General features: G+C 35.9%; 17 protein-coding genes and 1 tRNA gene. 11 read left to right on the forward strand and 7 right to left on the reverse strand.

Going from position 1 to position 26,174, the window contains the following annotated elements; genetic code table 11:
- Positions 1-7: 7 nt before the first annotated feature.
- The 6 genes from GXM17_RS02830 to GXM17_RS02855 form a co-directional block, all read right to left on the reverse strand.
- Positions 8-2,386, reverse strand: a complete 2,379-nt coding sequence (locus GXM17_RS02830) for a DUF4982 domain-containing protein (RefSeq protein ID WP_244307322.1) — start codon at positions 2,384-2,386, stop codon at positions 8-10.
- A gap of 328 nt (positions 2,387-2,714) precedes the next feature.
- Positions 2,715-3,743: a glycoside hydrolase family 53 protein gene (locus GXM17_RS02835; protein WP_244307323.1), complete on the reverse strand. Its 1,029-nt coding sequence runs from the start codon at positions 3,741-3,743 to the stop codon at positions 2,715-2,717.
- A gap of 5 nt (positions 3,744-3,748) precedes the next feature.
- On the reverse strand, positions 3,749-4,846 hold the full coding sequence (locus tag GXM17_RS02840) for a glycoside hydrolase family 53 protein (protein WP_163397760.1): 1,098 nt from the start codon (positions 4,844-4,846) through the stop codon (positions 3,749-3,751).
- Between the two features lie 100 nt (positions 4,847-4,946).
- On the reverse strand, positions 4,947-6,092 hold the full coding sequence (locus tag GXM17_RS02845; protein ID WP_163397761.1) for a SusE domain-containing protein: 1,146 nt from the start codon (positions 6,090-6,092) through the stop codon (positions 4,947-4,949).
- 32 nt (positions 6,093-6,124) lie between these two features.
- Entirely contained in the window at positions 6,125-7,723 is a 1,599-nt protein-coding gene (locus tag GXM17_RS02850) for a RagB/SusD family nutrient uptake outer membrane protein (protein WP_163397762.1), read from the reverse strand.
- Positions 7,724-7,735: 12 nt separating this feature from the next.
- Positions 7,736-10,693 (reverse strand): SusC/RagA family TonB-linked outer membrane protein, encoded by a 2,958-nt coding sequence (locus GXM17_RS02855; protein ID WP_163397763.1) that lies wholly within the window; start codon positions 10,691-10,693, stop codon positions 7,736-7,738.
- A gap of 599 nt (positions 10,694-11,292) precedes the next feature.
- Here GXM17_RS02855 and GXM17_RS02860 point away from each other — a divergent pair.
- Positions 11,293-15,360 carry a hybrid sensor histidine kinase/response regulator transcription factor gene (locus GXM17_RS02860; RefSeq protein WP_163397764.1) on the forward strand — a complete coding sequence of 1,356 codons (4,068 nt, stop codon included), beginning with the start codon at positions 11,293-11,295 and terminating at the stop codon, positions 15,358-15,360.
- A gap of 143 nt (positions 15,361-15,503) precedes the next feature.
- On the opposite strand, the gene yiaA is transcribed toward GXM17_RS02860, so the two are convergent.
- On the reverse strand, positions 15,504-15,980 hold the full coding sequence (yiaA, locus tag GXM17_RS02865) for an inner membrane protein YiaA (protein ID WP_163397765.1): 477 nt from the start codon (positions 15,978-15,980) through the stop codon (positions 15,504-15,506).
- 128 nt (positions 15,981-16,108) lie between these two features.
- Between yiaA and GXM17_RS02870 the strand changes: the two genes are divergently transcribed.
- From GXM17_RS02870 to vgrG, 10 genes are all read left to right on the forward strand, one after another.
- Positions 16,109-17,629 (forward strand): hypothetical protein, encoded by a 1,521-nt coding sequence (locus tag GXM17_RS02870; RefSeq protein WP_163397766.1) that lies wholly within the window; start codon positions 16,109-16,111, stop codon positions 17,627-17,629.
- A gap of 305 nt (positions 17,630-17,934) precedes the next feature.
- Positions 17,935-18,006: transfer RNA gene (locus GXM17_RS02875), tRNA-Glu, on the forward strand.
- A gap of 1,050 nt (positions 18,007-19,056) precedes the next feature.
- The gene (locus GXM17_RS02880; protein ID WP_163397767.1) at positions 19,057-19,653 is read left to right on the forward strand and encodes a Pvc16 family protein; all 597 of its coding nucleotides are present in this window, start codon (positions 19,057-19,059) and stop codon (positions 19,651-19,653) included.
- Between the two features lie 2 nt (positions 19,654-19,655).
- Entirely contained in the window at positions 19,656-20,495 is an 840-nt protein-coding gene (locus tag GXM17_RS02885) for a hypothetical protein (RefSeq protein ID WP_163397768.1), read from the forward strand.
- 18 nt (positions 20,496-20,513) lie between these two features.
- Positions 20,514-22,640: a phage tail sheath C-terminal domain-containing protein gene (locus GXM17_RS02890; RefSeq protein ID WP_163397769.1), complete on the forward strand. Its 2,127-nt coding sequence runs from the start codon at positions 20,514-20,516 to the stop codon at positions 22,638-22,640.
- A gap of 29 nt (positions 22,641-22,669) precedes the next feature.
- Positions 22,670-23,098, forward strand: coding sequence for a phage tail protein (locus tag GXM17_RS02895; RefSeq protein ID WP_163397770.1), 429 nt, complete (start codon positions 22,670-22,672; stop codon positions 23,096-23,098).
- A 2-nt stretch (positions 23,099-23,100) separates the two neighbouring features.
- A complete protein-coding gene (locus GXM17_RS02900) occupies positions 23,101-23,547 on the forward strand; it encodes a phage tail protein (RefSeq protein ID WP_163397771.1) in 447 nt (148 codons plus the stop codon).
- A gap of 7 nt (positions 23,548-23,554) precedes the next feature.
- Positions 23,555-23,716, forward strand: coding sequence for a DUF5908 family protein (locus tag GXM17_RS21540; protein WP_167522105.1), 162 nt, complete (start codon positions 23,555-23,557; stop codon positions 23,714-23,716).
- Between the two features lies 1 nt (position 23,717).
- Entirely contained in the window at positions 23,718-24,407 is a 690-nt protein-coding gene (locus tag GXM17_RS02905; RefSeq protein WP_163397772.1) for a CIS tube protein, read from the forward strand.
- Complete coding sequence (gene vgrG / locus GXM17_RS02910; RefSeq protein WP_163397773.1) at positions 24,408-26,153, forward strand: type VI secretion system tip protein VgrG; 1,746 nt, start codon at positions 24,408-24,410, stop codon at positions 26,151-26,153.
- The last annotated feature ends 21 nt before the right edge of the window (positions 26,154-26,174 follow it).

The raw sequence follows: 26,174 nt of genomic DNA on the forward strand, positions 1-26,174 counted from the left end.
CCAATTATTATATTTTCGATTTCAACTTTATTTTAGCAGTCTGAAGTCCTTTCCCGGTTACTTCTAACTGTATTGTTCCCGGGGTCTCTACTGCTTTTACCAAAACCACCAGTTTACCGCTGAAAAGCTTCATGTGATCCTGATGAAATACTTCTAATGATGTCGCATCACCATTGCATGCAGCTCTGTAAGTTGCTGCACCGGTTACTTTGAACTGCAATTCATTATCGGCTACAGGACACGGAATGCCGTCTTTATCTACAACCGAAACCGTTACAAAAGAAATATCCTCTCCATCTGCTTTGATAGTTTTACGATCTGCATTAAGCACAATCTTGTATGGATCTCCAGATGTTTTAACTTCACTTTTAGCAGCTATTTTTCCATTAGAATCAAAGGCTACAACTTTTACTGTTCCCGGCTCATATTTAACATCATTCCACATCAAACGATAGCGGTTTTGCGGAGTGGAATTATTTTTCTTCTGGATTCCCATACTTTTACCGTTAACAAAAAGCTCAGCACTGTCGTAATTGGTGTAAACAAAAACCGGAGTGACCTCACCTTCCCTTCCTTTCCAGTTCCAGTGTGGCAAAATATGAAGCGTTTCGTCTTCCTTATTCCATCTGCTTCTGTACAGATAAAAACGGTCTTTAGGAAGTCCGGCCAAATCTGAAATTCCGAAATAAGAACTTCTTGACGGCCATTTTTCATCATAAGGCGTAGGTTCCCCTAAATAATCAAAACCAGTCCATACAAATTCCCCGATAACCCATGGCTTGTCATCCTGCAATACAAAATCTTCATCAGGGACATTCGACCAGCTACAGGCTTCAAGATCATAAGAAGAGCTTTGAAAATCATCGTATTGTTTATTCTTTGCCTTTACCACAGGGAACTTATAAATCCCTCTTGAACTGACTGTCGAAGCGGTTTCAGAACCTAATATAAATCCCTGCGGAAATGTTTTATACGCTTCTTCATAAAGATGAACCCTGTAATTTAATCCGGGAATATCCAGCAAAGCTCCAAAACCGGATTCCATAGTTGCTTTTACCTGATCCATACCAACTGTCACAGGTCTTGTAGGATCTTCACGATGAAAAATGTCCTGCAGCCATCTGGCACGTTTTACCCCTTCAGCTCCCCATTGATCAGGAACTTCATTTCCTGAACTCCACATGACAATGCAAGGATGATTTCGCGTGGCTCTTACGAGGTTCACGATGTCTTTTTCTGCATATTCTTCAAAAAAGCGATGATAACCGTTTTTTACTTTTGGCTTTGCCCATTCATCAAAACTTTCTGCAAGGAACATAAATCCCATTTCGTCAGCCAGTTCAAGCTGTTCAAAAGAAGGCATATTGTGAGAACTTCGGATCGCGTTACAACCCATGTCTTTTAGAATCGTAAGCTGCCTTCGAAGCGCCGCTTTATTTATAGCCGCACCAAGAGGTCCTAAATCATGATGAAGACAAACGCCTTTAAATTTGGTTACTTTGCCATTCAGGCTAAATCCTTTTTTAGGTTCGTACTTGATAAACCTGATACCAAATTTTATGTTTTGTTCGTCTTTTAAAGTTCCGTCAGCTGCATATAATTTGGTTACTGCTGTGTACAAATAAGGTGTTTCAGGACTCCACAAATGAGGTTTTCCAACTTCTAGTGTCTGATAAAATTTTCCATCCTTGATTTCGGTACTTTTTTGTGTTGCTATTACCTTATTATCAGCATTCTTTATTTGAGTTACCATTGAAACATTACTACCATGAAACTCCGCTTTAATATCAACAACAGCATTGTTTCCTTTCATGTCCGGCGTTGTAATAAAAGTACCCCACTGTGCAAAACGTTCTTCCTCGTTAACAATAATACTAACATTTCTATAAAGACCTGCTCCGGGATACCATCTTGATGAAAATGGTTCATTGGTCAACTTGACAGCCAGTACATTTTCTGCCCCAACAAGCAGATCATTGGTAATATCAATGTAAAAATAACTGTATCCATACCCCCACTGTCCCACTTTTTTGCCGTTTAAATAAACCTGAGGTTCACTCATGGCGCCTTCAAACAAAAGGATCGCTTTTTTTCCCTTTTTGAACTCCGGAATAGTAAATGTATTACGATACCAGCCTGTTCCTATATGTGGCAATGCTCCGGTCCTTCCTGTTTTTTCAGTCGCTTCTTTTTCGCCGTTTTGCTCAATGATACCAGTCTGGAGATCCCATTTTTTATCAAAAGGTCCATAAATAGCCCAATCGTGAGGCACACTTACTTTCTCCCACTTGGAAGCATCAAAATTTACGTCAGAAGCATCTCCACTTTCGGCTGCAGAAAAACGCCAGTTGTCTTTTAAAACAACAGTAGTGGATTGTGACCTCATTTTTCCGGACGAAAAAATGAGCAGCAATAAGAATAATACTGATCTAAAAATTAATTTCATGTTCGTTTTGTTCTATACCATTAAAAATTAAGCACATAAAACCTGTTGGGTGTAATTTTTAAAATCTTCAGTTCGAGTGTTTTTGTGCAGAGAGGTGCAACAAAAAATGTATTGAGAACCTTTTTAATGATAATTTTCTGTTCTCGATACAATTCCGATGAAAAATCGAAATCACTCGAACTGACGGAAATTATTATCAAAAACTAATTTTATCCAAAAGGTTATATAAAGTACATGCCTCATATTTAATGGTAAATTAATTGTTTATTTAATTTTTGAAAGCATCCAGTGCCGGAGAGGGTTTTCCGTTATCCAGCCAGGCATTTAGCTGATAATGACTCCAGCTTTTTGCTCCCTGAGGCTCCCAGTAAATAACACCTAAACCTTTATTGTCAGGCACACTTTTTACAGCTTTTATAGTAGCCTCAAGCATTTCTTTGGTGTTTTGTATCAGTGTATAATCACCACCGACTTCGACCACCATTACTTCTTTGTTGTAACGGGAAGCCATATCTTTTAGATTGTTTTCTAAATCGGCAATGTTTTCTTTATAATCTGTTTTTAACCAAAATGGGTAGTATGAAAGACCAATTACATCATATTTTACATTCAGCTCTGTTGCCTTGTCAAAAAACCATCTGAATTTTTCGTTTTTGTTTCCTTCGTCCAAATGTACAATAACTTTAATTTTTGAATCGATAGCTTTTGTAGCCTCATATCCTTTATTCAGCAACTGAGCCAGTTGAGGAAAGTTGTCTGTATGACCTTCCGGCCAAAGCATTCCACTTGGGATTTCATTCCCAACCTGAACCCATTCTGGTGTAACTCCGGCTTTTTTCAATAATTTCAGTACATCATAGGTATGTTTGTAAACATCATTCAGCAATTCCGGAAAAGAATGATTTACCCAGGCTGCCGGTTTATTTTGTTTGCCCGGATCTGCCCACGAATCGCTGTAATGAAAATTAATCATGATGCGCATTCCCATCTTTTGCGCACGAACTGCCATTAAAACGGTTTCTTCCGGACTGCAGTGCCCGCTTGCTTTATCATCATTTGGATTTACCCAGACACGCAAGCGAACAGTATTAATTCCTCTGTCTTTTAATAATTGCAGACAGTCTTTTTCAGAGCCGTCTGCATCATAAAATTTATACCCTGTGGCTTCCATTTGTGGCAACCAACCAATATCAGCTCCTTTTGAAAAGGAATCTTTTTTGGATTGTGCGTTTACTTCATTAGAATTACTGCATGAAAAGACAGTGATAATCAATAGAGAATACAGTAACTTTTTCATATTTTTTAATTTAGTTTAAAGACTTGTAAAACCGGTAATGCTTTATTGTCAAAATCATAGAATGCCTGATTCTCGAAAGTTGAACCATTAGTAGCTTCATCTCCTTTGAAAGCAACCCATTCTCCTCCCCAGTAAGCGAATCCGATACCCGAAGTTGATGTTTTTACCAAATCTTTGATAGCCAACATATAATTTTTTTGACCTTCTGGTGTTGCTGGATAACCCGAAACCAATTGATCATCTTGTCCAACGATGTTGTTTGTCCAGTCATTATAACCTAAGGTAAAAGGGTAAGCAGTCTCAGCAATTATTACTTTTTTGGTAAACTTAGAACCTAAAGCATTAATCGTAGATTTTACTAAAGTTAAATCTTTACCATGCCAAATTGGGTAATAAGAAAGTCCGATATAATCATAATCTACTGATTTTACTTTATTGAAAAACCAATCGGTATCAGTAGCACTCACACCTGCATAATGAATCATGATTTTGGTATTTGGAGCTTTGCTACGAATAGTTGCACTAGCTGCTTTTAGTAATTCAATACATTGTGTTTCATTAGTAGTCAATTTTCCTTGTGGCCACAAAAAACCATTATTGATTTCATTTCCAATTTGAATAATATCAGGATTGATGTCAGTAATTATGGTTGATGTATAATTAGCCACTGCTGTTTTTAAATCAGCATAAGATAAATTTTTCCACTCTGCAGGAATGGTTTGTACCGCAGGATCTGCCCAATCATCTGAATAATGAACCGTTAACCACACTTTTAAACCTGCTTTTTTAACACGAGAAGCGAATGTTTTTACTTCATTAAAACCTGAATGTCCATCAGCTGGATTTTTCCATAAGCGGATTCTGATAGTATTGCAACCCGCATTTTTCAATGTAGTAAGCATGTCTTCGGCTTTACCATTATTAGTAAAAACAACTTTGGCACTTTCTATTTCTGGTAGAAAAGAAATGTCAGCCGCTCTAATAAAATCATCAACAACAACTGGTGGATCAACAGGTGTTTCTTCTGGCGAATCACTACTTGAACAAGCAAAATTGATACTTAATAAAGCAGAAAGCGATAATATGGTTAGGATTCTTTTCATATCTGGATACTATTTGTTTTTTAATTAAAAATAAAAATGAGCATGTTTGGATTGGTGTTTGATGCCAATTTGTATTCATGCTCATTTTGGGGGATTTAGTTTATTCTAATGTAATTGTTTTAGTAATTGCATTAATAGTTAATTTATAAGAGCCAGGTGCACCAATAAATTTAAAGTTAGCATCGCCAGTTCCGTCATTTTCAAATTTAGGATCGATAGTGAAACCTGCATCTTCATAATAAGCAAAGTTGTTGTTGGTATCCCAAGTATTAAATTCGTGGAAGAATCTGAAAACACCAGCTGATAAAATAATATTCGCTGACCAAATGTTTGGTGTAGCTTCTACGAACTCAGCAGTACTAATGCTAAATGACCAACCTCCAGGTACTGCATCTCCAACAGCCCAAAGATTAGTAGATAATTCCATTTCGATTGTTTTGTTAGTATTATCAATAGTCAGTGTGTAAATTCCTGGAGTTCCAACAAATTTAAAGTTACTATCTCCGTCTTCTGCACTAGCTAAGTTAGCATCGATAGTGTATCCTTCTTCAGTGTAATAAGAAAAACCTAAAGCAGAAGACCAGTTACCTGATTCTTGGAAAAATCTGAAGTTTCCAGCACCAAATCTTGCTTTGAATTGTAAAACATTGTTGTTACAAACTAATTCTCCTTCTGGTTTAAAATTCCAAGCGATATCTGTCAAAGCATCTCCAACAGCCCAAAGAGAAGGACAAGCAGTTCCTGTTGCTACTGTTTCTACCCATTCGATTGAAATTACTTGACTTTCAGATAACGTTGCATTCGCTCCATTAGTTCCTGCCGAAGCTTTTAATCTAAAATATACTTGCCCTTTATTATTAGCAGAACCATCAGGATTTGTGGTTGTCGGGTCTGCATCAAGACCTAACTCTTTGGCAAAATCTAATAAAGTAGCTACGATTACAGGCATGTTATTTTCACTGGTTGTTCCTACTACTTTGAAAGCAGCAAAATCTGAAGTAGTAGCTCCTTGTAATTCATACGTAATGTTGGTTGGTACTCCAAAATCGGCAGATTCCCAAATAAAACGATCAGCGATGTTGGCTTTTGTGGCTTCAGAAATTAAGTAGTTTGCCGCAAATGTGTTGGCAAAAGCAATGCCATCAACATCAGGTTTGGCCACAAAAATTGGATCATTATCGTCTGAGCATGCATTTAAACTGAATAAGGTTATAAATGCTATAAATAGTATGGTTAGTTTTTTCATTGTATCTATATTTTTATTTTTTATATCTATTTTTAGTAACCAGTGTTTTGTACAAGATTTGGATTAGCAGCGATACTCGCTTTAGGAATTGGGAATAGTTTGTATTTATCGTCAATTCCGATTCCACTTACTACGTTTCCTTTCCAAGACCAGTTGTAACTTCCTCCGGTAAATCTTCCAAAACGAATTAAATCTTGTCTTCTGTGAGCTTCTCCGTATAATTCGACCATTCTTTCTTTTAACAATAAATCTAAAGTAAGATCAGCAGTCAAGATAGTTTTGGTATTATTAGCTCTTCCTCGCAATTGGTTTACATAATCTCTAGCTGTTGCCATTGAACCTCCAGTTCCGCCTCTAAGAACGGCTTCGGCATACATTAAATAAACATCTGCCAGACGGAACATTGGGAAATCGGTATCCACCATTTCTGTAGCCGAACCATTTACGCCTGTTGAAGTTTTATTAGACCATTTTGCAGTAATATAACCGGTTCCGTAATTGCTCATGTTAGTCATCTCAATAGTTCTGTCTTTGCTGATAATCGTATTTCTATCGTCATTATCATAGTCGCCATTGAGCATAGTTTCTGAGAATTGTTTGGTAACTCTCAATCCACCAGCCCATCCAACTACGCCAAAATCTGCTGCATTTTGTTCTAAAGATCCTACTTGAGCATTTACCAAAACCGTAGTTGGACCATAGTTTTGAGTCACTACACCATCAGAAACGATAGGGAAAATGATTTCATTTTTAGCCGAATTACTGTGGTTGTCAGCATTGAAATTGTTTGCATAAACTGGTGATAATATATATCCGGCAGCAATAATGTTCTTGCAATTTTCTAAACATTGGTCGTATTTTTTCTCACCAATAAAAACTTCTGCATTCAAATAAATTTTCGCCAATAACATCCAAGCAGCACCTTTGTCAGCTCTTGCATATTCGTTCTGACGGGCATCTTTTAATTCAGGAAGAATTGCATTGATTTCAGATTCGATAAATGAGAATAATTGCTTACGATCGTATTGTGGAGATTGGTAAGCACCTACTGGATCATTTTCGGTAACATATCCTGCTTTACCAAACAAATCCATCAAATGATAGTATGCTAATGCTCTTAAAAAACGAACCTCGGCTCTGTAAGTTTTAATTTCATTACGTAATTCTCCGCTTACACCACGACCATCTAAAGTAGCATCGCTTGTTTGTCTAAGATATTCGTTTACAAAAGCAATCTGAGTCATACATCTTCCAAAGAAACCTCTTAGAATAACGTTATCAGATGTCCAGGTATCATTGTTTAATCCTTTTAATCCTGGGTCATTTTCCCAAGACCATTTGTATTCATCAGTGGTAAGTTCCTGCATATTCCACAAACCTCTACCGTATTGGCTGGTTCCTGGATCAAGTCCTGTAATATTAGAAGTTGCCGGCCCGCCTGCACCTGTTATAGATAAGTTACCATAAACACCAGCTAAACCTTGTTTGTAAGATTCCGGAGTAGAATAAAAGTCATCTACCAACAATACATTAGGGTCATTAACCTCGACATTAAGGTCATTTGTACAGCCAGTAAGGACTAATACAACTCCTAAGATGTAAATTGCTTTATGTTTTATTATATTCTTCATACTGTTTCTTTATTAAAATTTCATATTAGCTCCAAGTAGAAAAGTTCTAGGGCGTGGAGTTATTGAATTGTCAATTCCGTTTTCGAATACCTCTGGATCTAAACCTGAATAATTGGTAATGGTAAACACATTTTGTACCCCAGCTGTCAAACGTATAGAAGAACGATCGCTAAATGTATTTTTGAAAGTATATCCAAGAGTTATATTGTCCATTTTTAAGAAAGAAGCATTTTCAATATAGTAATCAGATAATAATACGGTTTCGTTAGAATTGAAATTACTGTCTAAAACCGAAGTAGGTAAGTTAGAAACTACCGCACCGTTTTGCAATAAATTATATTGTGCTCTTGTTGAATTGGCAGCATTGTAAACATAGTTTCCTAGGTTTGCTCTCATATTAAATGATAAATCCAAGTTTTTGTAATTCATATTAGAGGCAAATCCCATGCTTACTTTTGGTAAACCATTATTGTGAATGTATAAATCAGATTCATTAATAATGTTATCTCCGTTTAAGTCAGCATAAGCGCCTTCAATTGGGGCACCACTTTCGTCGTAAATTTGTTTGTAAACGTAGAACGAATAAGGCGTATAACCCACTCGATGAATTTGAACTGTTGAGCCGTCACCAGCGCCAGAACCCGTTGCACCTACTAATTGATCTTGATTTAAGGCTAAACTTTTAATTTGAGTATTAATAAAAGTAGCATTGAAATTGGCATTCCAATTAAAACCATCAGGGTTTTTAATAATATCTGCCGCTATAGAGAATTCAAGTCCTTTTGAAGTGAAATTACCGATGTTTTGGAACCCAGAATTACTAAAGTTAGACCCGTCAGAAATGGCAGCATTAGCCAATAAATCTTTAGATTCTTTGTAAAATCCTTCGATAGTTGTGGTAATTCTGTCGTCTAAGAATCCAAAATCTAAAGCAGCGTTATAAGTAGTAGTTTCTTCCCATTTTAAATCTTCATTTCTAAATTGTGGAATAGCGGTATTGGTTACGGCATTTCCAAAAATATATTGTGAAGTGGGTAAACCTGTCGTATATCTTGACATGTACAAATCTAAATTGGTTTGCCCGATATCTTGCTGACCGGTAACACCCCAACTTAAACGCAATTTTAAGTTAGATAGGGTTTGAGAATCTGCAAACAAATCTTCTTTAATTTTCCATGCAAAAGCTGCTGCTGGGAAATTACCCCAACGGTTGTCTTCACTAAAACGAGAAGTACCATCTCTACGATAAGAAAATGTAAAAAGATATTTGTCATAAAAAGAAAGATTTGTTCTTCCAAAGAATCCAATCAAAACCAAATTTGGATCAATATTAGTAACAGGCGCACTATCTACACCGTCATCTAATAATTCATTACTATTGTATCTTTCATTAGTAAATTTTTGGTATGAATAACCTGCAGTAACATCTAAGTTTAAGGCTCCAAAGGTTTTCTTGTAAGCTAAATAACCGTCTAATAAGCTATTGCTTTGCTCGTTAGAATATTCTGTAGAAGAACCAACAATGCGTCCATCAGCTTGAGAAAGCGGATTTTGATTTGATACTCTTGTATAACCATCTGCAGAACTTTTGTCTAAACCTAAGTTTAAAACAGCAGATAATTCAGGTAAAAAGTGAAACTTATAATCTAATTTCACATTTCCATATATTCTTTTTACTTCGCTTCGGTTGTTTCTTTGTAAAAGCTCAGCAACAGGGTTTAGCGGAGCCATTGGTGTTAAATCACTTTTGTTGATAACACCATCATTATTGTCTTTGTAATATTGAAAATAGCCACCAAAAGGAGAGTTTTCATCGTATACCGGTTGAGTAGGATCAAAAGTTATAGCGTTCCCTTGTTGCCCAGAAGCAAATCTGTTTTTTTCTAAAGAGACATTAGCATTTACACTAACTTTTAAATGATCTTTAAATAAACTTGGATTCAAAGACACCGATCCTGTGGTACGTTGATATCCTGCGGTCAACATTAAACCTTCTTGGATGGTATTACCAAAAGAAGCTCTAGATGGAATTTTATCAAACAACATTCCATTTACAGAAGCGTTTACAGTAGATGAAATACTTGTTCTGTAAATTTCATCTTGCCAATCAGTATTTGCAGTACCTAATAAAGGTAATAGACTAGGATTTTTTACACTTATTAAGTCTCTCAATTCATTGGCACTAAAAACATCCATCGTTTTCGCCAAGGTATTAACACCCATATTCATGTCAACAGTAGCCGAAAGTGTTTTAACTCCTTTTTTCAAAGTAATGATAATAACCCCGTTCGAAGCTCTAGAACCATAAATAGCTGTAGCTGATGCATCTTTTAGAACAGAAAAAGACTCAATGTCACTTGGGTTTATAGAACTCAATATAGAGCGAGATCCACCTATTGCATTATTATCTACAGGTAAACCATTGATTACTATAAGAGGATCATTTGACGCTCCTAATGATGCTCCTCCACGAATTCTGATAGTCGATCCAGATCCAGGATCTCCACCAGTAACGATAGATAAACCTGCTACACGACCTGTAAGGAGATTTTCGGGAGTAACAATGTTTCCTTTATTAAAATCTTTTGCTGTTACCGAAGTTACTGCACCTGTAGCATCCTTAATTTTTACAGATCCATATCCTACCTGAACGACAACTTCTTTCAGCAAATTAGTATCTTCCTGAAGATTAACAGTCAGGTTTTTTTGTGTTCCGATAGTTATGGTTTGTGTTGTATAACCTGTGTAAGAGAATGTAATTTGCTGTTCTGGTTTTACACCTGAAAATTCAAATTTTCCATCAAAATCTGTCGAGGCATTTAAGTTTCCTCCTGATACTTTTATGTTTACTCCCGGTATCGGCTGCCCTGTCGTTTTTTCCAGAACAACTCCTTTTACTGTGTTCTGAGCAAAAACACAAAAGGGAAGCAAGAGTAATAAAAGCAAAAATTTCTTTTTAATTCTGTTCATACTTTTTTAATGAGTTAGTTTAAGTTAGTTTTTTCATTGTAGGGTTACAAAATAAATAGCAGGGATTTTAAAAAGAGTTATCCCTGTAAATTTCAATACTGTTCATGTTTAGATGTTTTTGGTTAGATAATTTGGTTTGAGTTTTCGTTGACTCTTTAACGAAAAAGTACAGTATGTTATTTAAACGTTAAATTCATCAACTCCTGCAAATTAAGCGCAGAACAGGATATTAAGACAGGGAAAAATTCATTTATAAAAGGGGACAATTTCGTAAAAGCGGGCGCACAATGCTTAATAAAAACATATTCTTTATTTTTTTACCGCAAAATAAATGATAATATCAATTTTAACCATTAAAATAATCGATTTAATAACTACCCTGTGAGTACTATTTTTCGTAAGAAAAAATCACCTGAAGTTATTTCTTTGACAAGAACACATCAAAAACAAATATCATTTTTTTTAAAAGATTACATAATTGTGCTATTTTCGCAAGGCATACAGCTAATATATTCATATAAGATATGATCTGTATTCCTGACCACATTCCTTTTATTTTTCGTATATCAAAGAACAGCACGCTTTTTAAAAAATTTTCTATGAATAAGTTAAAGTTCTTTCTTGTAATTAGTCTTCTCTGCCTTCACGCATCAGGACAAAATTACCCGATAAGACATCTTGATATTGCATCAGGACTTTCTAACAATTCTGTTGCTACTATATATCAGGATCAGAACGGGTATATGTGGTTTGGAACTTTTGACGGGCTAAACCGATACGACGGAAATGATTTTAAAATCTACCGCCATGTTCATACTGACCCTTATTCTATTCAGGGTAATGCCATTAGCTGCATAGAAGGCGATTTTGAAAATAATTTATGGATAGGAACAACGGCAGGACCAGTGATTTTTAATGCTGAAAGATCTTCTTTTATTCCTTTGCAATATTATGATAATAACAAAAAAGCCAAACCATTAAGTGTTACCGCTTACGAAATAATCGCTGTACATTCTTTACATATAATTCTGGTTGCTACAAAAGACGCCATCATACTTTTTAAGGAGGGTGAGAAAATTGGAACAGCAATACCTTTTGACAGAAAATTAAATTATATCGCAAGATCAATCTCTTATAATGCTAAAAAACAAATTTTCTACGTTTTTATAACCGGCACAGGTCTTTGCCAGTACGATATCAAATCAAAAAAACTAACACTTCTCAACAATAAAATTACAGGTGCAAATTGCATTAAACTAACTAATGAAGGACTCTGGATCGGATCAGACGAAGGGGCTTACTTATACAATGACAGGCTGAATACCTATTCTAAAAATTACTTTCAGGAAAAAACAGTTGTTCGTGATTTTTTTCAGCAGGAAAATAGACTCTGGATTGCGACTGACGGAGCTGGTCTTTATACCATTACAAAAAATGAGACTACCCCTGTTTTATATCGCGCCAGCGGTCCTGTTTCGCTCCTTAAAAGTAAATCGCTTTATGATATATTTCAAAGCAAAAACGGAGAAATGTGGTTTGGGACCCTTCGCGGCGGCGTAAGCATGATGGGCAAAAAACCGCTTGATTTTAATCATTTTAAAATCAAGGATCCGCTGACGAATAAGGAAGATGAAGATCCTGCCGCAAACTTCATTCAGTCTTTCTGTGAAGATGAAAACAAAAATATCTGGATAGGAACTGATGGTGCCGGAATGCGATACTGGAACAGAAAACAAAATACCTACGAGGTTTATTCGACAACCTCTTCTCCTGCCAGAAAAATTCAGAGCGATTTTGTGACCAGCATTGTCAGGGATTCTGATAATGCCATCTGGGTTTCGATGTGGAAAGGCGGAGTCTGCCGCATTGCTCCACAATCAAAAGCAATCCAGAATTTCCCGATTTACAATCAATTCACTAAAAAGGCTGAACAGGAATCCTGGCTATTGTTTTTAGATTCGAAAAAAACATTGTGGCTTGCCGTTACCAATAATGGAGCATTGTATCAATTGGACAGAAAACAAAACAAATTCGTCTGCTATAGTAATACTTTGCGCGATGTTACCTGTTTATACGAAACCAAAGACGGAAAAATCTGGGGCGGAACCTTTAATTCTTTTTTTGAAATAGATCCAAAAATAAAAAAAATTAAAACCTATCATTCCGATTACACAATCAGATGCATCACTGAAGGCCAAAACAAAAATCTTTGGATTGGCACAGTTGAAGGCGGCCTGCTTTTATACAATCGAAAAAATGACACTTTCAAAAAATATACGACACAAAATGGTCTTTCAAGCAATACCGTACTTCGCCTTTTAGAAGACAAAAAGGGAAATTTATGGATGAGTACCTACCATGGGATTTCAAGACTGAATCCTAAGAACTATACTTTCAGGAATTTCGGAGTCTCTGACGGGCTTCAGGGTAGTCAGTTTAGCTGGAATTCCGGTACTAAACTCTCAACAGGAGAATTTATTTTTGGAGGTATAAACGGATTCAATGTTTTTGATCCTGAAAAGATAAAAGACAAAAAAAATACCGGCAAATTTTTATTAAATGATTTGCTGGTAAACAATCAGCCTTTAAAACTGGATAGTCCGTATATCACAGAAAAGAAACTCGAAATGATAAGCCAAGCCGAACTTCCTTATGACAAATCGGCATTGAGTTTTGATTTTGTTTATCTGGATTATGTCAATTCCGAAAAAATCAATACAGCTTATTTCCTCGAAGGATGGGACAAAGACTGGAATTATACTTCAAAAAACAACAGGGCAAATTATTCCAGGCTGACAGAAGGAACTTATACATTTAAAGTAAAAACCACCGATGTTTTTGGAAACTGGACCAATGAAGTCACGCTTGCAACAGTAAAAATCCTTCCGCCCTGGTACAGAACATGGTGGGCTTATACCTTTTATCTAATCGCTATTGCGGGTGCAATTTATGCTTATGTAGATTATCATAAAAACAAGGAAAGACTTCGCTACGAAATCAAACTTACCCGAATGGAGCATAAAAAAGACAAGGAACATGCCGAAAAACAGTTTTCTATGTTTACGTATATGGCGCATGAATTGCGTACTCCGCTGTCTTTGATTATCAATCCGCTAAAAAGTACTATTAACAGAAAAAACGCTCCTGAAGACGATCTTGACCTGAATCTCGCCTACAAAAATGCCAAAAGGTTATTGAGCCTTACCGATCAGTTACTATTGTTCAGAAAAGCAGAAACAGATCTTGATGAGCTCAAAATTTCTAAGATTAATGTAAACAGTCTTTGCCGTGAAATTTTTGGCAGCTTCAGGCAAATGGCAGCGGTTAAAAATTTAAATTATCAGTTTATTGATGAAAACACACCTGCTGAAATATATGGCGATTACGAAAAAATAGAGATTACGCTTTTTAACTTAATCTCAAATGCTTTCAAATTCACACCCAATAAGGGAACTATAAGTATGGAGTTAATCGAAAGAGACACTGATGTTTCTATTATTATATCAGATACCGGCAGCGGAATTCATGAGAATGATATTGATACTATTTTTGAGAAATTCAAACAAATTCAGTCTAAAAGCAGCAATGGATTTGGAATCGGCCTTTATGTTGCTAAATATTTTGTGAATAAACATCATGGCGAAATAACCTGTACGAGTAAAGTCGGAAAAGGGACTTCGTTCACGATTATACTTCCAAAAGGAAAAAGCCATTTTGAAGCAATGAGTATCAATGAGATGCATCCGCAGATGTCGCCTCTTGTAGGAGAACTTCTGGAAGGAATGCCGGCAGAAAACACTCCTAAAAACATTGATAAGCCTTCAAATCCTCAAACCATACAGGAGGAATTAATCACTACCAAAAAAGTACTGCTGATTGTAGAAGACAATCCCGAAATGAATCATTATCTGGTACAACTTTTTTCTAAAAACTATATTGTGTATTCGGCAGCCAACGGAATCGAAGGCCTGAAACTTGTGGAAAAACACATGCCTGATATTGTACTGAGCGATATTGCTATGGAAGGCATGAACGGTTTGGATTTGTGCAAATCAATCAAGCAAAATGATGATTCAAGCCATATTCCGGTGATACTCCTTACGGCTACCACCAGCAATGATATCCATTTGCAGAGTATTACCGAAGGCGCAGACGACTATGTCACCAAACCTTTTGACAGTACTATACTTTTAGCCCGTGTAGATGCTGTACTTCGAAACAGAGGACAATTGCGCAAGTATTTCCTCGACAGCATAACGCTTCGTGAAAATGTAAATAAGGTTCCCCCTGAATACAAAGAATTTCTGGAAAAATGCATCGAAATCGTCGAAGCGAATCTCGAGAACGGCGAATTCAACCTAAAGAGTTTCTCTGCTGCAATGGGCATGAGCCATTCGAGTCTTTACAAAAAGATCAAAGCCATTTCAGGACAAACCGTAACCGGTTTTATCAGGTCTATCAGAATCCGCAGGGCCGCAGTAATTATGCTTACTGAAAACATTAATATCGCTCAGGTCGGACCTCAGGTTGGTATTGAAGATCAGCGTTATTTCCGCCAGCAATTTGTAAAATTATTTGGAATGAAACCTTCTGAGTATATCAAAAAATACCGAAATTCTTTTAATAAAGAATTGAATATTATTCAAAAGGGAGATGATATTAGCTAACACAACTTTTAATAGAAAAAACACCACTCATTAAATAAGTGGTGTTTCGTTTTATATTTAATTAGATCTCAATTCCTGTAAATTGAAGTTTAGTAAACCTCAAAACTGCACGATTTTGTGACAGTAATGAGGCCCGCTAAAAACTATAGATTAGTCGATTCAAATTGTTTAAGATCTCTCGTGTTTTTTTGCACGGCAAGCGCAGAAAACATTCCTAATACGAAAGACATTCCGAAAAACCCTTTTTCACTGAGCAGTAAATCAGCATTCCATAGACCAATTATAAGCAATACTATCGAAGCAATGGTACTAAACCAGCTTATACTGTAATACAAATCCGTTACGGGGATACCTTCCAGCCTGTCCCGTACACTTTTTTGTACTGATATTACAGAAAAAAGTCCAAAAAGAAGAATTGTAAAATAATATCCTTTTTCGTTGTAAGCCATATCCGAATTATTAAGACCAATACAATAGGAAGTGATACCTATAAGCAGCGTCATCCAGGATGCGCCGATAAAAGCAGCACTTGGTTTTAAAGGACCAGGTTCATTGTTAAATCTTTGGCTTTTTTTTGTTTCTGAATTGTTGTTTGATTCATTTGATTTTAGCGGTTCCATAATTTTTTTATGTTTTATAATTATGAGGCAAATGTCTGAATGAAACAGGAGTTGCAAAAGTCAATTTATCAGTAAAACTGATGATATAAAAACATATTTTATTACTTTTATTCCATATAAAATCACTTATGAATGCACTTCAGGAAATAGCAAATATGATGAATGAAACCGAAAAAAAGGCATTCATACAATATCTCTCAAAAAAGAATAAGCGTAAAGACACAGGTAATATCGCTTTTTTTAGTTCTTTAAAAACTGATGATATAAAATATAAAAAATATACTTTAAAAAGTAAACAAAGTACCGATGCGTATCATGCACTCAGAAAAAGATTGTACGACAGCCTGATTAATTTTATGGCCTCCCGAAGTTTTGAAAATGATACCTCACAGGAAAATGCTGTACTTCGTCTGATTGTGGTAAGCCGTTTATTTTTTGAACATAAGCTTACAAAAACAGCCTTTAAATGTCTGGCAAAAGCCGAAGAGATTGCATTAAGCATTGAACATTTCAGCCTTCTCAATCAAATATATCACACTCAGATACAATTTGCACATTTTAATTTGTCTGAACCCATCGAAAAAATAATAGAGAAGTTTAAAGCCAATAAAAAACAACTCGAATATGAGGAACAGCTGAATTTAGGTTATGCAGTTTTACGTCGCGAACTCGCTGCGATATATCATGAAGGCCGAATAACAGATTTTCAGTCACTTATAAAAAACACTATTGAAACACACGGCATATCATTAAAACAGGGATTAACTTTTAAATCGCTGTATCAAATATTATTTATTGCCAACGAATATGCTTCTTTAAAAAACGACTTCTCGCTTATTCAGCCTTTTGTTATTAAAAGTTATCGGTTTATTAGTAAAAAGACCGATTTGGCAGACAAACATTTATACTATCATATTTACATCTTGTATTTTATAGCCAACTTTTATTTTCGGAATGGTCATTTTACGAAGTCTCTAAGTTATCTTGATTTGATGTTTACAGAACTTCAAAAACAATCCGGAAAGTATTATCAGCGTTTCTGTCTTAGATATTTTTTGTTGTTGGCTTTCAATGAAAACTATCTTGGCCAATCTGAAAAGGCAATAGAAATTGCTCAAAAAGCACTTTCATTAATTAAAAAAGCAGATCCAAACGATAGTAACGATCTTCGTCTTATGCTGGTCGTTTTCTATATACAGCAAAATGGAGGGCGAAATGCCGCAAAAGAAATGGCAAAATTTAATCATACCGACAGCTGGTACGAAAAAAAGATGGGAATAGACTGGTCTATCAAAAAGTGTCTTGTAGAAATCCTTCTGCATGCCCAGCTGGAAAACACCGAACTGGCTTTATCCCGGATTAAAAGCTTTAAACGGCGTTATAAAAAATACCTTCTGACAGTAAACGAAGAACGCGTTGTCCAATATATTTTATTTACAGAGCAATATGTACTTAAACCAGAAATTATTCAAACACAAAAATTTCATGAAGCAATTGAAGATTTTATTGTTAGTGCGCAAAATGGACCTAAAGATATTCTAATCATGAGTTTCTTATCCTGGCTGCTTGCAAAAGTAAGACGAAAAACAATTTATGAAACAACCTTAAATCTCCTTCCAACTTATTTTCCCAAAGCGTATTCTATATGAATTATGTAACCAGCATTTCAACAGAAGCCTAAAAAACCAAAAGAATATTCTTTCAAAACAATAATTTTCAAAATAATTTTAAAATTTATTGAAATGCATCATTTTCTGAAAGCAACTTTTTTTATTCTTCTTCCGAAAAAACAACCCATTATCAATCAAACTAATACATCGAAAAAATTCTGACTTCTTTACTAGAGATTATTTTTTAAGGAGGGAGTTCTCAGTATAATTTAACTGCTTTCATTAAAAAAACATTTGGTGTATTTTAAAATTTGTTGCACTTTTGCACCCGAAATAACAAAACAGGTCCGTTCGTCTATCGGTTAGGACGCCAGGTTTTCATCCTGGTAAGGGGGGTTCGATTCCCCCACGGACTACTTACTAAGACAAAAGCTTCAGAGAAATCCGGAGCTTTTTTTGTTTTAAATTGTATACTAAAATCAACTTGCACCGGATATCCCAATTATTATTTTTTATAGTGTAAGTCTTTAAATTATTTAGAATTCACAACACCATAAAATATTTCAAAATTCACTTTAAGGATTCCGAATTTAAGCGAATAAAAAAATGTGCAAGGTCAGAGACGATGCACATTTTAAAAACACTTTTGCTGTGGGGACAGTCAAAAGCATTTTTATTTTGTTTTAAAATTTATCATTCGGAGATGTACTTTCTATCTTTTAGGCCTGCCGTATTAAAAATTTCCTTCAGCTGTTTCTGCAGCAGTCCAATTATGCACGATATTGCTTTCAGAATTAAAAGTAGGTATAACAGCATTTTTGGAAAAATGGTTATCATGTATTAAAACTTATTCTATTTTAAGTTGAAGTAAAGTTACTGTCTGATAACATTCTCACTATCACTATAAATAACGATTTTTTGATTACTGTCTAAAAAAACTAAATCAGCATTTAATTAGACATAAACAGCTAAGTAATTGTTACGTTTTTTTTTAGAAATAATTATACCTGATTTTCAAATCATCAAAGTAGTTTTTTTTCTAATCAGTCTTCACACTTCGTAGCTTTTGCTTGTTGTAAAACGACTTATTTATATAAGCATATATACATTTAAATAGATTGTATCATTTACATCTATTTGTTTCATATTATAACTTGCAACCTGTTTTTGATAAATTTTATAAGTAAAATTGCTACAAGTACATATCTTTAACCAAAATTTCTACTACAATTTAAATTCCACACTAGATCAGATTTTAAACTTCTTTGTCTGTTTTATAATTACACCATACCTCAAGCCGTGTCATAATTATTTTAGCCTTTTTGTTATAAAACCGACAATAACAATCTTAAATGCCTGACGTAACATTAGCTGTTACAGCAATTACCTATTACAGTCTTCAAAACTATAATTACTGGTTTAGAAAAACCTAATTAAAATAATCTTATACATAAAACTCCATTAAAATGATTTTTGAAGTAATTCAAATAATTACAGAACAAGTAAACAACTATCTGGATGAAATTGGGCTGGACAAATCTGTTGTTCCGGAAAACATTTCCCTTTTAGAGTCCCAAAATGACGAAGCAACTAAAGCTTTAAAGGATGGTGTTGCCCTTACCTTAATTAATTTAGATGAAGAAACTACTTTAAAAAACTTCCCAAATCATACTATTGAGAATACTAAAACAATTTATAAAAACAGTATTGTCAATTTAAATTTGTATTTACTTTTTAGTGCCAATCGGGATTATTATATCAATTCGCTTAAGGATATTTCAAAAATCATTGAATTTTTTCAGGGAAAAAAACTTTTTACCCAGGCCAATACTATTTATAACAGAAACAATATTGCCATGAGCAATGTGGCCAACTTTAGATTTACAGTGGAACTCTACACTCCCACTTTTGAAGAATTAAACTATATCTGGGGAACATTAGGAAGTAAACAATTTCCATCAGCATTATACAAAGTGAGCATGATACAAATTGAACGCGAAATCGCACAAGGTGAAGGACTGCTTATCAGCAAACCTGAGAGTCTAACAAAAAGAAAAGAGTAATTATGAGTTTTATTCCCATATATGAATTGCTATTTGAAGTAACACTTTTGCACAATTATTTTCTAAACAGTGGTGAAGATAATTACTCTGGCATGTCTGCAAAAAATAAAGCAAAAATGCTGCAGAAATTCAGAATCGACTCATTTGCAGCTATAACTCCCACTATCGAAACCAACATCCGTTTAAGAAACTTTAAAATGGTGTTCAAACCAACTAAAACAGGATTTCGGGTATATGTGATGGTGAAGGACGATGCAACTGATCCGTTTATAAGTATTCCTGCTGATTTAAAGCTGGATTTCAAAATCTCCATCACTGACTATCAGTTTGAGAATTACACGACTCTGGAATTTTCCCGTAAACAAATCTTTTTATTCAGCAATGTAAAACCTTCCACCGAGCCAGTAAGTTTTAAATACATTCCAAAGATTAATAACAATGTCCTTATTTCCAATGATTATCTGGTATCAGAAGAAACTACAGAACATTTTATATCTGAGCTCCATACGCCTGAAAAACAAGATGTTTTTGGAATGATTTCGCTGACAATGCGAGGGGATAACAATTCGAAAGATATTTTGAATAATTCGGGTAAAATAGTAAATCCGAATTTCAAAATTCATTTTGATAACAGAAAAACCTTTTGGAAATACATCAACAGAAAAGCAGGTACCGAAATTATTACAAATGCTGAAAAACCATTAGCCTGTTCAGGTTATGTGGAAATTGATCCCCTTACCGATTTTACTCCTCCCGAACCGGCCACCCATCAATACCCCAACCCATCAGTTAAGTCAATACTAAAAATCAATAGTGATTACTATTCGGAAATATTTATTTAATAATCAAAACCATCAATTATGGCAACAACTTACAAAACGCCTGGAGTATATATTGAGGAAATCGTTAAGTTTCCCCCTTCAGTTGCACAGGTAGAAACAGCGATCCCTGCTTTTATTGGCTATACCGAAAAAGCGACTAAAAAAGTGGAGAACGATTTAGACAGGGTTCCTACCCGAATTACTTCTTTACTGGATTATGAAACGTATTTTGGATTCGCTTATCCGGAAGACACCATTACTGTAGATGTTACCGACATAGTAACCGATAATGTATTAACAGACAGAAGTATTGTGGTAAACCAGCCAGGTACTCCAAAACCTTTTTTGATGTATTACTCGCTTCAAATCTATTTTGCAAATGGCGGAGGGCCTTGTTATATTGTTTCTGTAAATAGATATGAAGATGAAAATGGCAATGAAAATACCGTTTTATTTCAGGATTTAGTAAATGGAAAAAGCCTAAATAATGGTCTTGAGTTATTAAGAGGCGAAGATGAGCCAACATTAATTCTTTTTCCAGATGCAAAAGCATTAAACGAAGGAGATTTTTATGCCTTATACAGCAATGCTTTAATGCAATGCCACGACATGCAGGACCGATTCACCATTATAGACACTCATGGTTCGACTGATATACAAACAGACTCTGAAGCCCTAAGAAATAAAATTGCACTTGAAAAAGATTATCTCAAATACGGAGCCGCCTATTACCCTTATCTGGATACTATTCTGGATTACCGATACAATGAGAGCGATATTCAAATCAATCATTATACAAACGTTCCCGATGCTATAGTTACCGCATTCGCTGATGTTCAACTGGCATTAACCAATATTACTCCCACAATTTCAAGTCTTATTTCTGTAACCAATTCAGGTGGTGGTGCAGAAAATGACACGATATCAGGAAGTATTGCAGATGTGCTTTTGTTTACAGACAGTCCAAATCCGGATGGATTTAATCTTGGAGCCGGGCCTGCAAATTTTGATATGGCCTTAAAAGATGATTTTGCAGATACATTAGCAAAATTGACAACCGACTTAAATAATTTAATCAATTCAAAACAAAAGATTAAAAATGCCGCTGTTTCTGCAATTGAATCAGTTGAAGAAAATTCTGGAGTCGAAGTTAATCTTCAGGCTGCCTTGAATGATTTCAATGGTTTGTTTGAAGGAGCTAATAAAATCGAAAGCGTGAAAACAGCTTTAGAAGATTTAACTGCAAAAATACGTGCCGCAAAAACTACGACTTCGTTAGGAACCAGTGTAAATAATGTGGTTGACGAAATTGCGAAACTTCTTGCTTTTACAGTTCCTACAGCAACTACAGATTCAATCGTTGAGCTGCCAAATGATAATTTGAATATTAGCCTGAATGTTTTCAATGAAGCAACTCCGGGAAATACCATGTTAAACCTTGTTGAAAGCATTAGAGACGAAATCAATCTTGTTACTCCTACTGACACCAATAACGGCGCAATGAACGGGCGTTTCCTTGGAGATATTGAAGGTTTGGATAACAAATCATACAATGCTATAAAAGCTGAGATTTCAGCACTTCCTCTTACGCTTCCTCCAGGCAGTGCCGTAGCCGGAATTTACGCACGGGTCGATTCCAGCCGGGGGGTTTGGAAGGCGCCGGCCAATGTGGGAATAAATTATGTCATAAAGCCAACAATAAAAATAACAAATGAAGATCAGGACAACCTGAATATTGATACTGTTGCCGGAAAATCAATTAACGCCATTAGAAGTTTTACAGGTAAGGGCACCTTGATTTGGGGGTCAAGAACTCTTGCAGGTAATGACAACGAATGGCGTTATGTACCGGTACGCCGCTTTTTCAACATGGCCGAAGAGTCCATCAAAAAAGCAACTGAGCAGTTTGTATTCGAACCTAACGATGCCAACACCTGGGTAAGAGTCAGAGCGATGATTGAGAACTTTCTTATTCTTCAATGGAGAGCAGGAGCTTTAGCCGGGGCAAAACCGGAACAGGCATTTTATGTAAGGATTGGTCTGGGACAAACCATGTCGGCTTTAGATATTTTGGAAGGCAGAATGATTGTTGAAATCGGAATGGCGGTAGTACGTCCCGCTGAGTTCATCATCCTGCGTTTCTCTCACAAAATGCAGGAATCATAATTAACAATTATCATTAAAAAATATAAACCATGAGTTATCCGTTACCAAAGTTTCACTTCTCAGTTGACTGGGGAGGAACAAATATAGGTTTTACAGAAGTTTCCGGACTAGACGTTGAAACAGAAGTTATTGAATACCGTCAGGGAGCAAGTCCTGAATATAGCAAAATTAAAATGCCCGGTATGCAGAAATTTTCAAACATCACATTAAAAAGAGGGTCTTTCAAGAGTGATAATGAGTATTACAAATGGTGGAATACAGTGAAATTAAACACTATAGAAAGAAGAGATATTACTATAAAACTCCTAAACGAAGAACACGATCCGGTAATCATCTGGAAAGTAAAAAATGCCTGGCCCACAAAAATACAGTCAACCGATTTAAAGGCTGATGGTAATGAGGTCGCAATCGAATCTATGGAACTGGTTCATGAAGGATTATCCATTCAAAATGAATAACTATGGCTAACTACTATCCGCCTGTTGGCTTTCATTTTCTGGTTGAATTCGGTCAACTGGGTACAAAAGAAAAGGACCATCAATTTCAATCCGTATCAGGACTCTCGGTTGATCTTGAAACGGAAGAAATCGTCGAGGGCGGAGAAAACAGATTCAAACACAAGCTGCCTGTTAAGACCAAATATCCCAATCTGGTTTTAAAAAGAGGCATACTTATAGACTCTGACGTAATAGAATGGTGCAGAAAAGCGATAGAAAACTTCGAGTTTAAACCCGTCGATCTAACTGTAAAACTTCTGAACCAGCATCACGATCCTTTAATGCACTGGAAAGTTGTACATGCCTATCCGGTAAAATGGGCTGTTGAAGATTTTAGTGCTTTAGAAAGCAAAATTGTTATTGAAAGCTTTGAACTTGCTTACAATTATTTCACCCTTCACAAAAAATAATTTTACGATGCCAATTGAAATCAAAGAACTTCACATCAAAATTAACGTAAGCGAAAACTCCAATCCTGGCACCAAACCGGTTTCTTCATCATCAAATAATGAAAAAGATGCTGTAACAGAGTGCGTCGAGCAGGTAATGAAGATTATTGAACGAAAAAAAGAACGCTGATATGACTACAGGAGAATTAAAAAAACTGAAGATCATTGCCTACAGCGATCCTCAATTCAACAATCCAGTTTCGGATATTCAGGAGTTCATTACTTTAATGAATCCGGAAAAATATACTTTCCATTACAAGATAGAGCAGGATACAACCCAGGCAGCCGGAACAAGCAGTCAGGCACCAAGATTTACAGCAATTGCTCCTGAGGAATTAGAACTGGATTTTGTTTTTGACCGTACAGGTGTTATCACAGGCAAAGAAAGCACAGAAAATGGTGTTATCGAAGACATTCAGCATTTTAGAAAAGTAATTTTAGAGTATAATGGCTCAGAACACAAACCAAACTACTTAAAAATTGCATGGGGAAGCCTGTTGTTCAAAGGATCTCTCACAGAAATGACTATTGAATATAAACTTTTCAGGCCAGACGGAACACCCATCAGAGCGATTGCAAAAGGGAAATTTAAAGGAGTTGTTGAGGATGAGTTAAGAGCAAAACAGCAAAACAATCAGTCTCCTGATTTAACGCATACCAGAGTTGTAAAAGCGGGCGATACGCTTCCGCTAATGTCTTTTAAAATCTATGGAGATTCAAAATATTATCCCGAAGTAGCAAAGGCCAATAAGCTCATCAACTTTAGAAAATTAAAAATCGGCCAGAAAATATTTTTCCCTCCTTTACAAAAACAGCAATAGATGAACAATAGCGGTGTCATACAAACCAGCCAGAGTGCCGATTTAATAACGCACAAATTGCTCATTGAAGGAAATGAACTATCTGGATTATATCAGGTAATGAGCATTGTTGTTCATAATGAGATCAATAAAATACCAATGGCGCAAATTATTCTGACCGATGGAGATGCTGCTGCACGTGATTTTAAGTTAAGTAACGAAGATTTGCTGATTCCGGGAAAAAAAATAGAAATAAAAGCCGGTTATCACAGTGACGAGGAAACAATTTACAAAGGAATAGTTGTAAAACATTCCATCAAAATAAAAAACAATTCATCGCTGTTAATTGTGGAATGCAAGGATTTGGCAGTAAAAATGACAATTGGGAGAAAAAGCAAATACTTTTATGATGTAAAAGACAGTGATGTTTTTGAAGATATTATAGGCAAATACGGATTACAAAAAGACGTCGAGAGTACTAATTTTAGTCATAAGGAATTGGTACAATACAATACGTCTGATTGGGATTTTATCGTGTCACGGGCTCAGGCGAACGGAAAAATATGTTTTGTTGAAGGTGGCAAAATTTCGATCAAAAAACCAGACTTATCTTCTCAATCGGTCGAAACAGTTGCTTTTGGCGCCAGTATGCTGGATTTTGATGCCGAAATTGATGCCCGAAATCAGTTTGCCAAAGTTTCGTCCTACAGCTGGAATGCATCCAATCAGGAATTATTAGAAATTGAAGCCAAAGATCCCGCTGTAACCCTAAACGGAAATTTATCCCCTTCGGACTTGTCAGATGTGGTAAAGCTGGAAAATTTAGAATTGCGCCACGGAGGTCATATTACCGATAGCGAACTACAGGATTGGGCAGATGCAAAATTATTATTCCAGCAGTTATCAAAAGTTCGGGGCAGAGTAAAATTTCAGGGCATTCCGGCTGTAAAACCTAACACCATTATTACACTTGAAGGTGTTGGAGACCGTTTTAACGGCAAAGCATATATTACCGGGGTTTTCCATGAAATCGCTAACGGCAACTGGACTGTAAATGCGCAGTTTGGAATGAATCCTGAGTGGTTTTCGGAAACTTATGACATCAATACACCCTCAGCTTCAGGAATAACTCCATCCATAAAAGGACTGCATATTGGTATTGTAACACAGCTTCAGGACGATCCCGACAGCGAAGACAGAATTTTGGTCAAAATCCCAATTATCAATAATGAAGAACAGGGTATTTGGTGCAGGGTGGCTGCTCTCGATGCAGGTGACAACAGAGGTACTTTTTTCAGACCCGAAATTGAAGATGAAGTAATTATTGGGTTCATCAATGAAGATCCTAATGATGCCATTGTATTAGGAATGCTACACAGCAGCGCAAAACCTGCTCCTCTAAAAGGGGCGGACGACAACCATCAAAAAGGGATTTTTACAAGAAGTGAAATGAAAGTGCTATTTGATGATGATAAAAAATCAATTGGCATTGAGACTCCGGCAGGCAAAAAAATAACACTGGACGAAGACAAAGGCTCAATTGTTATTGAAGACGAAAATGCTAATGTGATTACGATTGACAGCGCAGGTATAAAGTTGGAAAGCGCAGGCGATATTTCCCTGAAGGCAACTGGCGATGTAAAAATTGAAGGCACCAATGTAAATGTAAAAGCCATGGCCCAATTTAAAGCTGAAGGTAATGCAGGTGCAGAAATGTCCTCAGCAGCAGTGGCGATAGTAAAAGGCAGTATTGTTCAGATAAATTAACATAGACTCTAAATTCATTCG

Source organism: Flavobacterium fluviatile (genome assembly GCF_010645065.1).
Taxonomy (GTDB): domain Bacteria; phylum Bacteroidota; class Bacteroidia; order Flavobacteriales; family Flavobacteriaceae; genus Flavobacterium; species Flavobacterium fluviatile.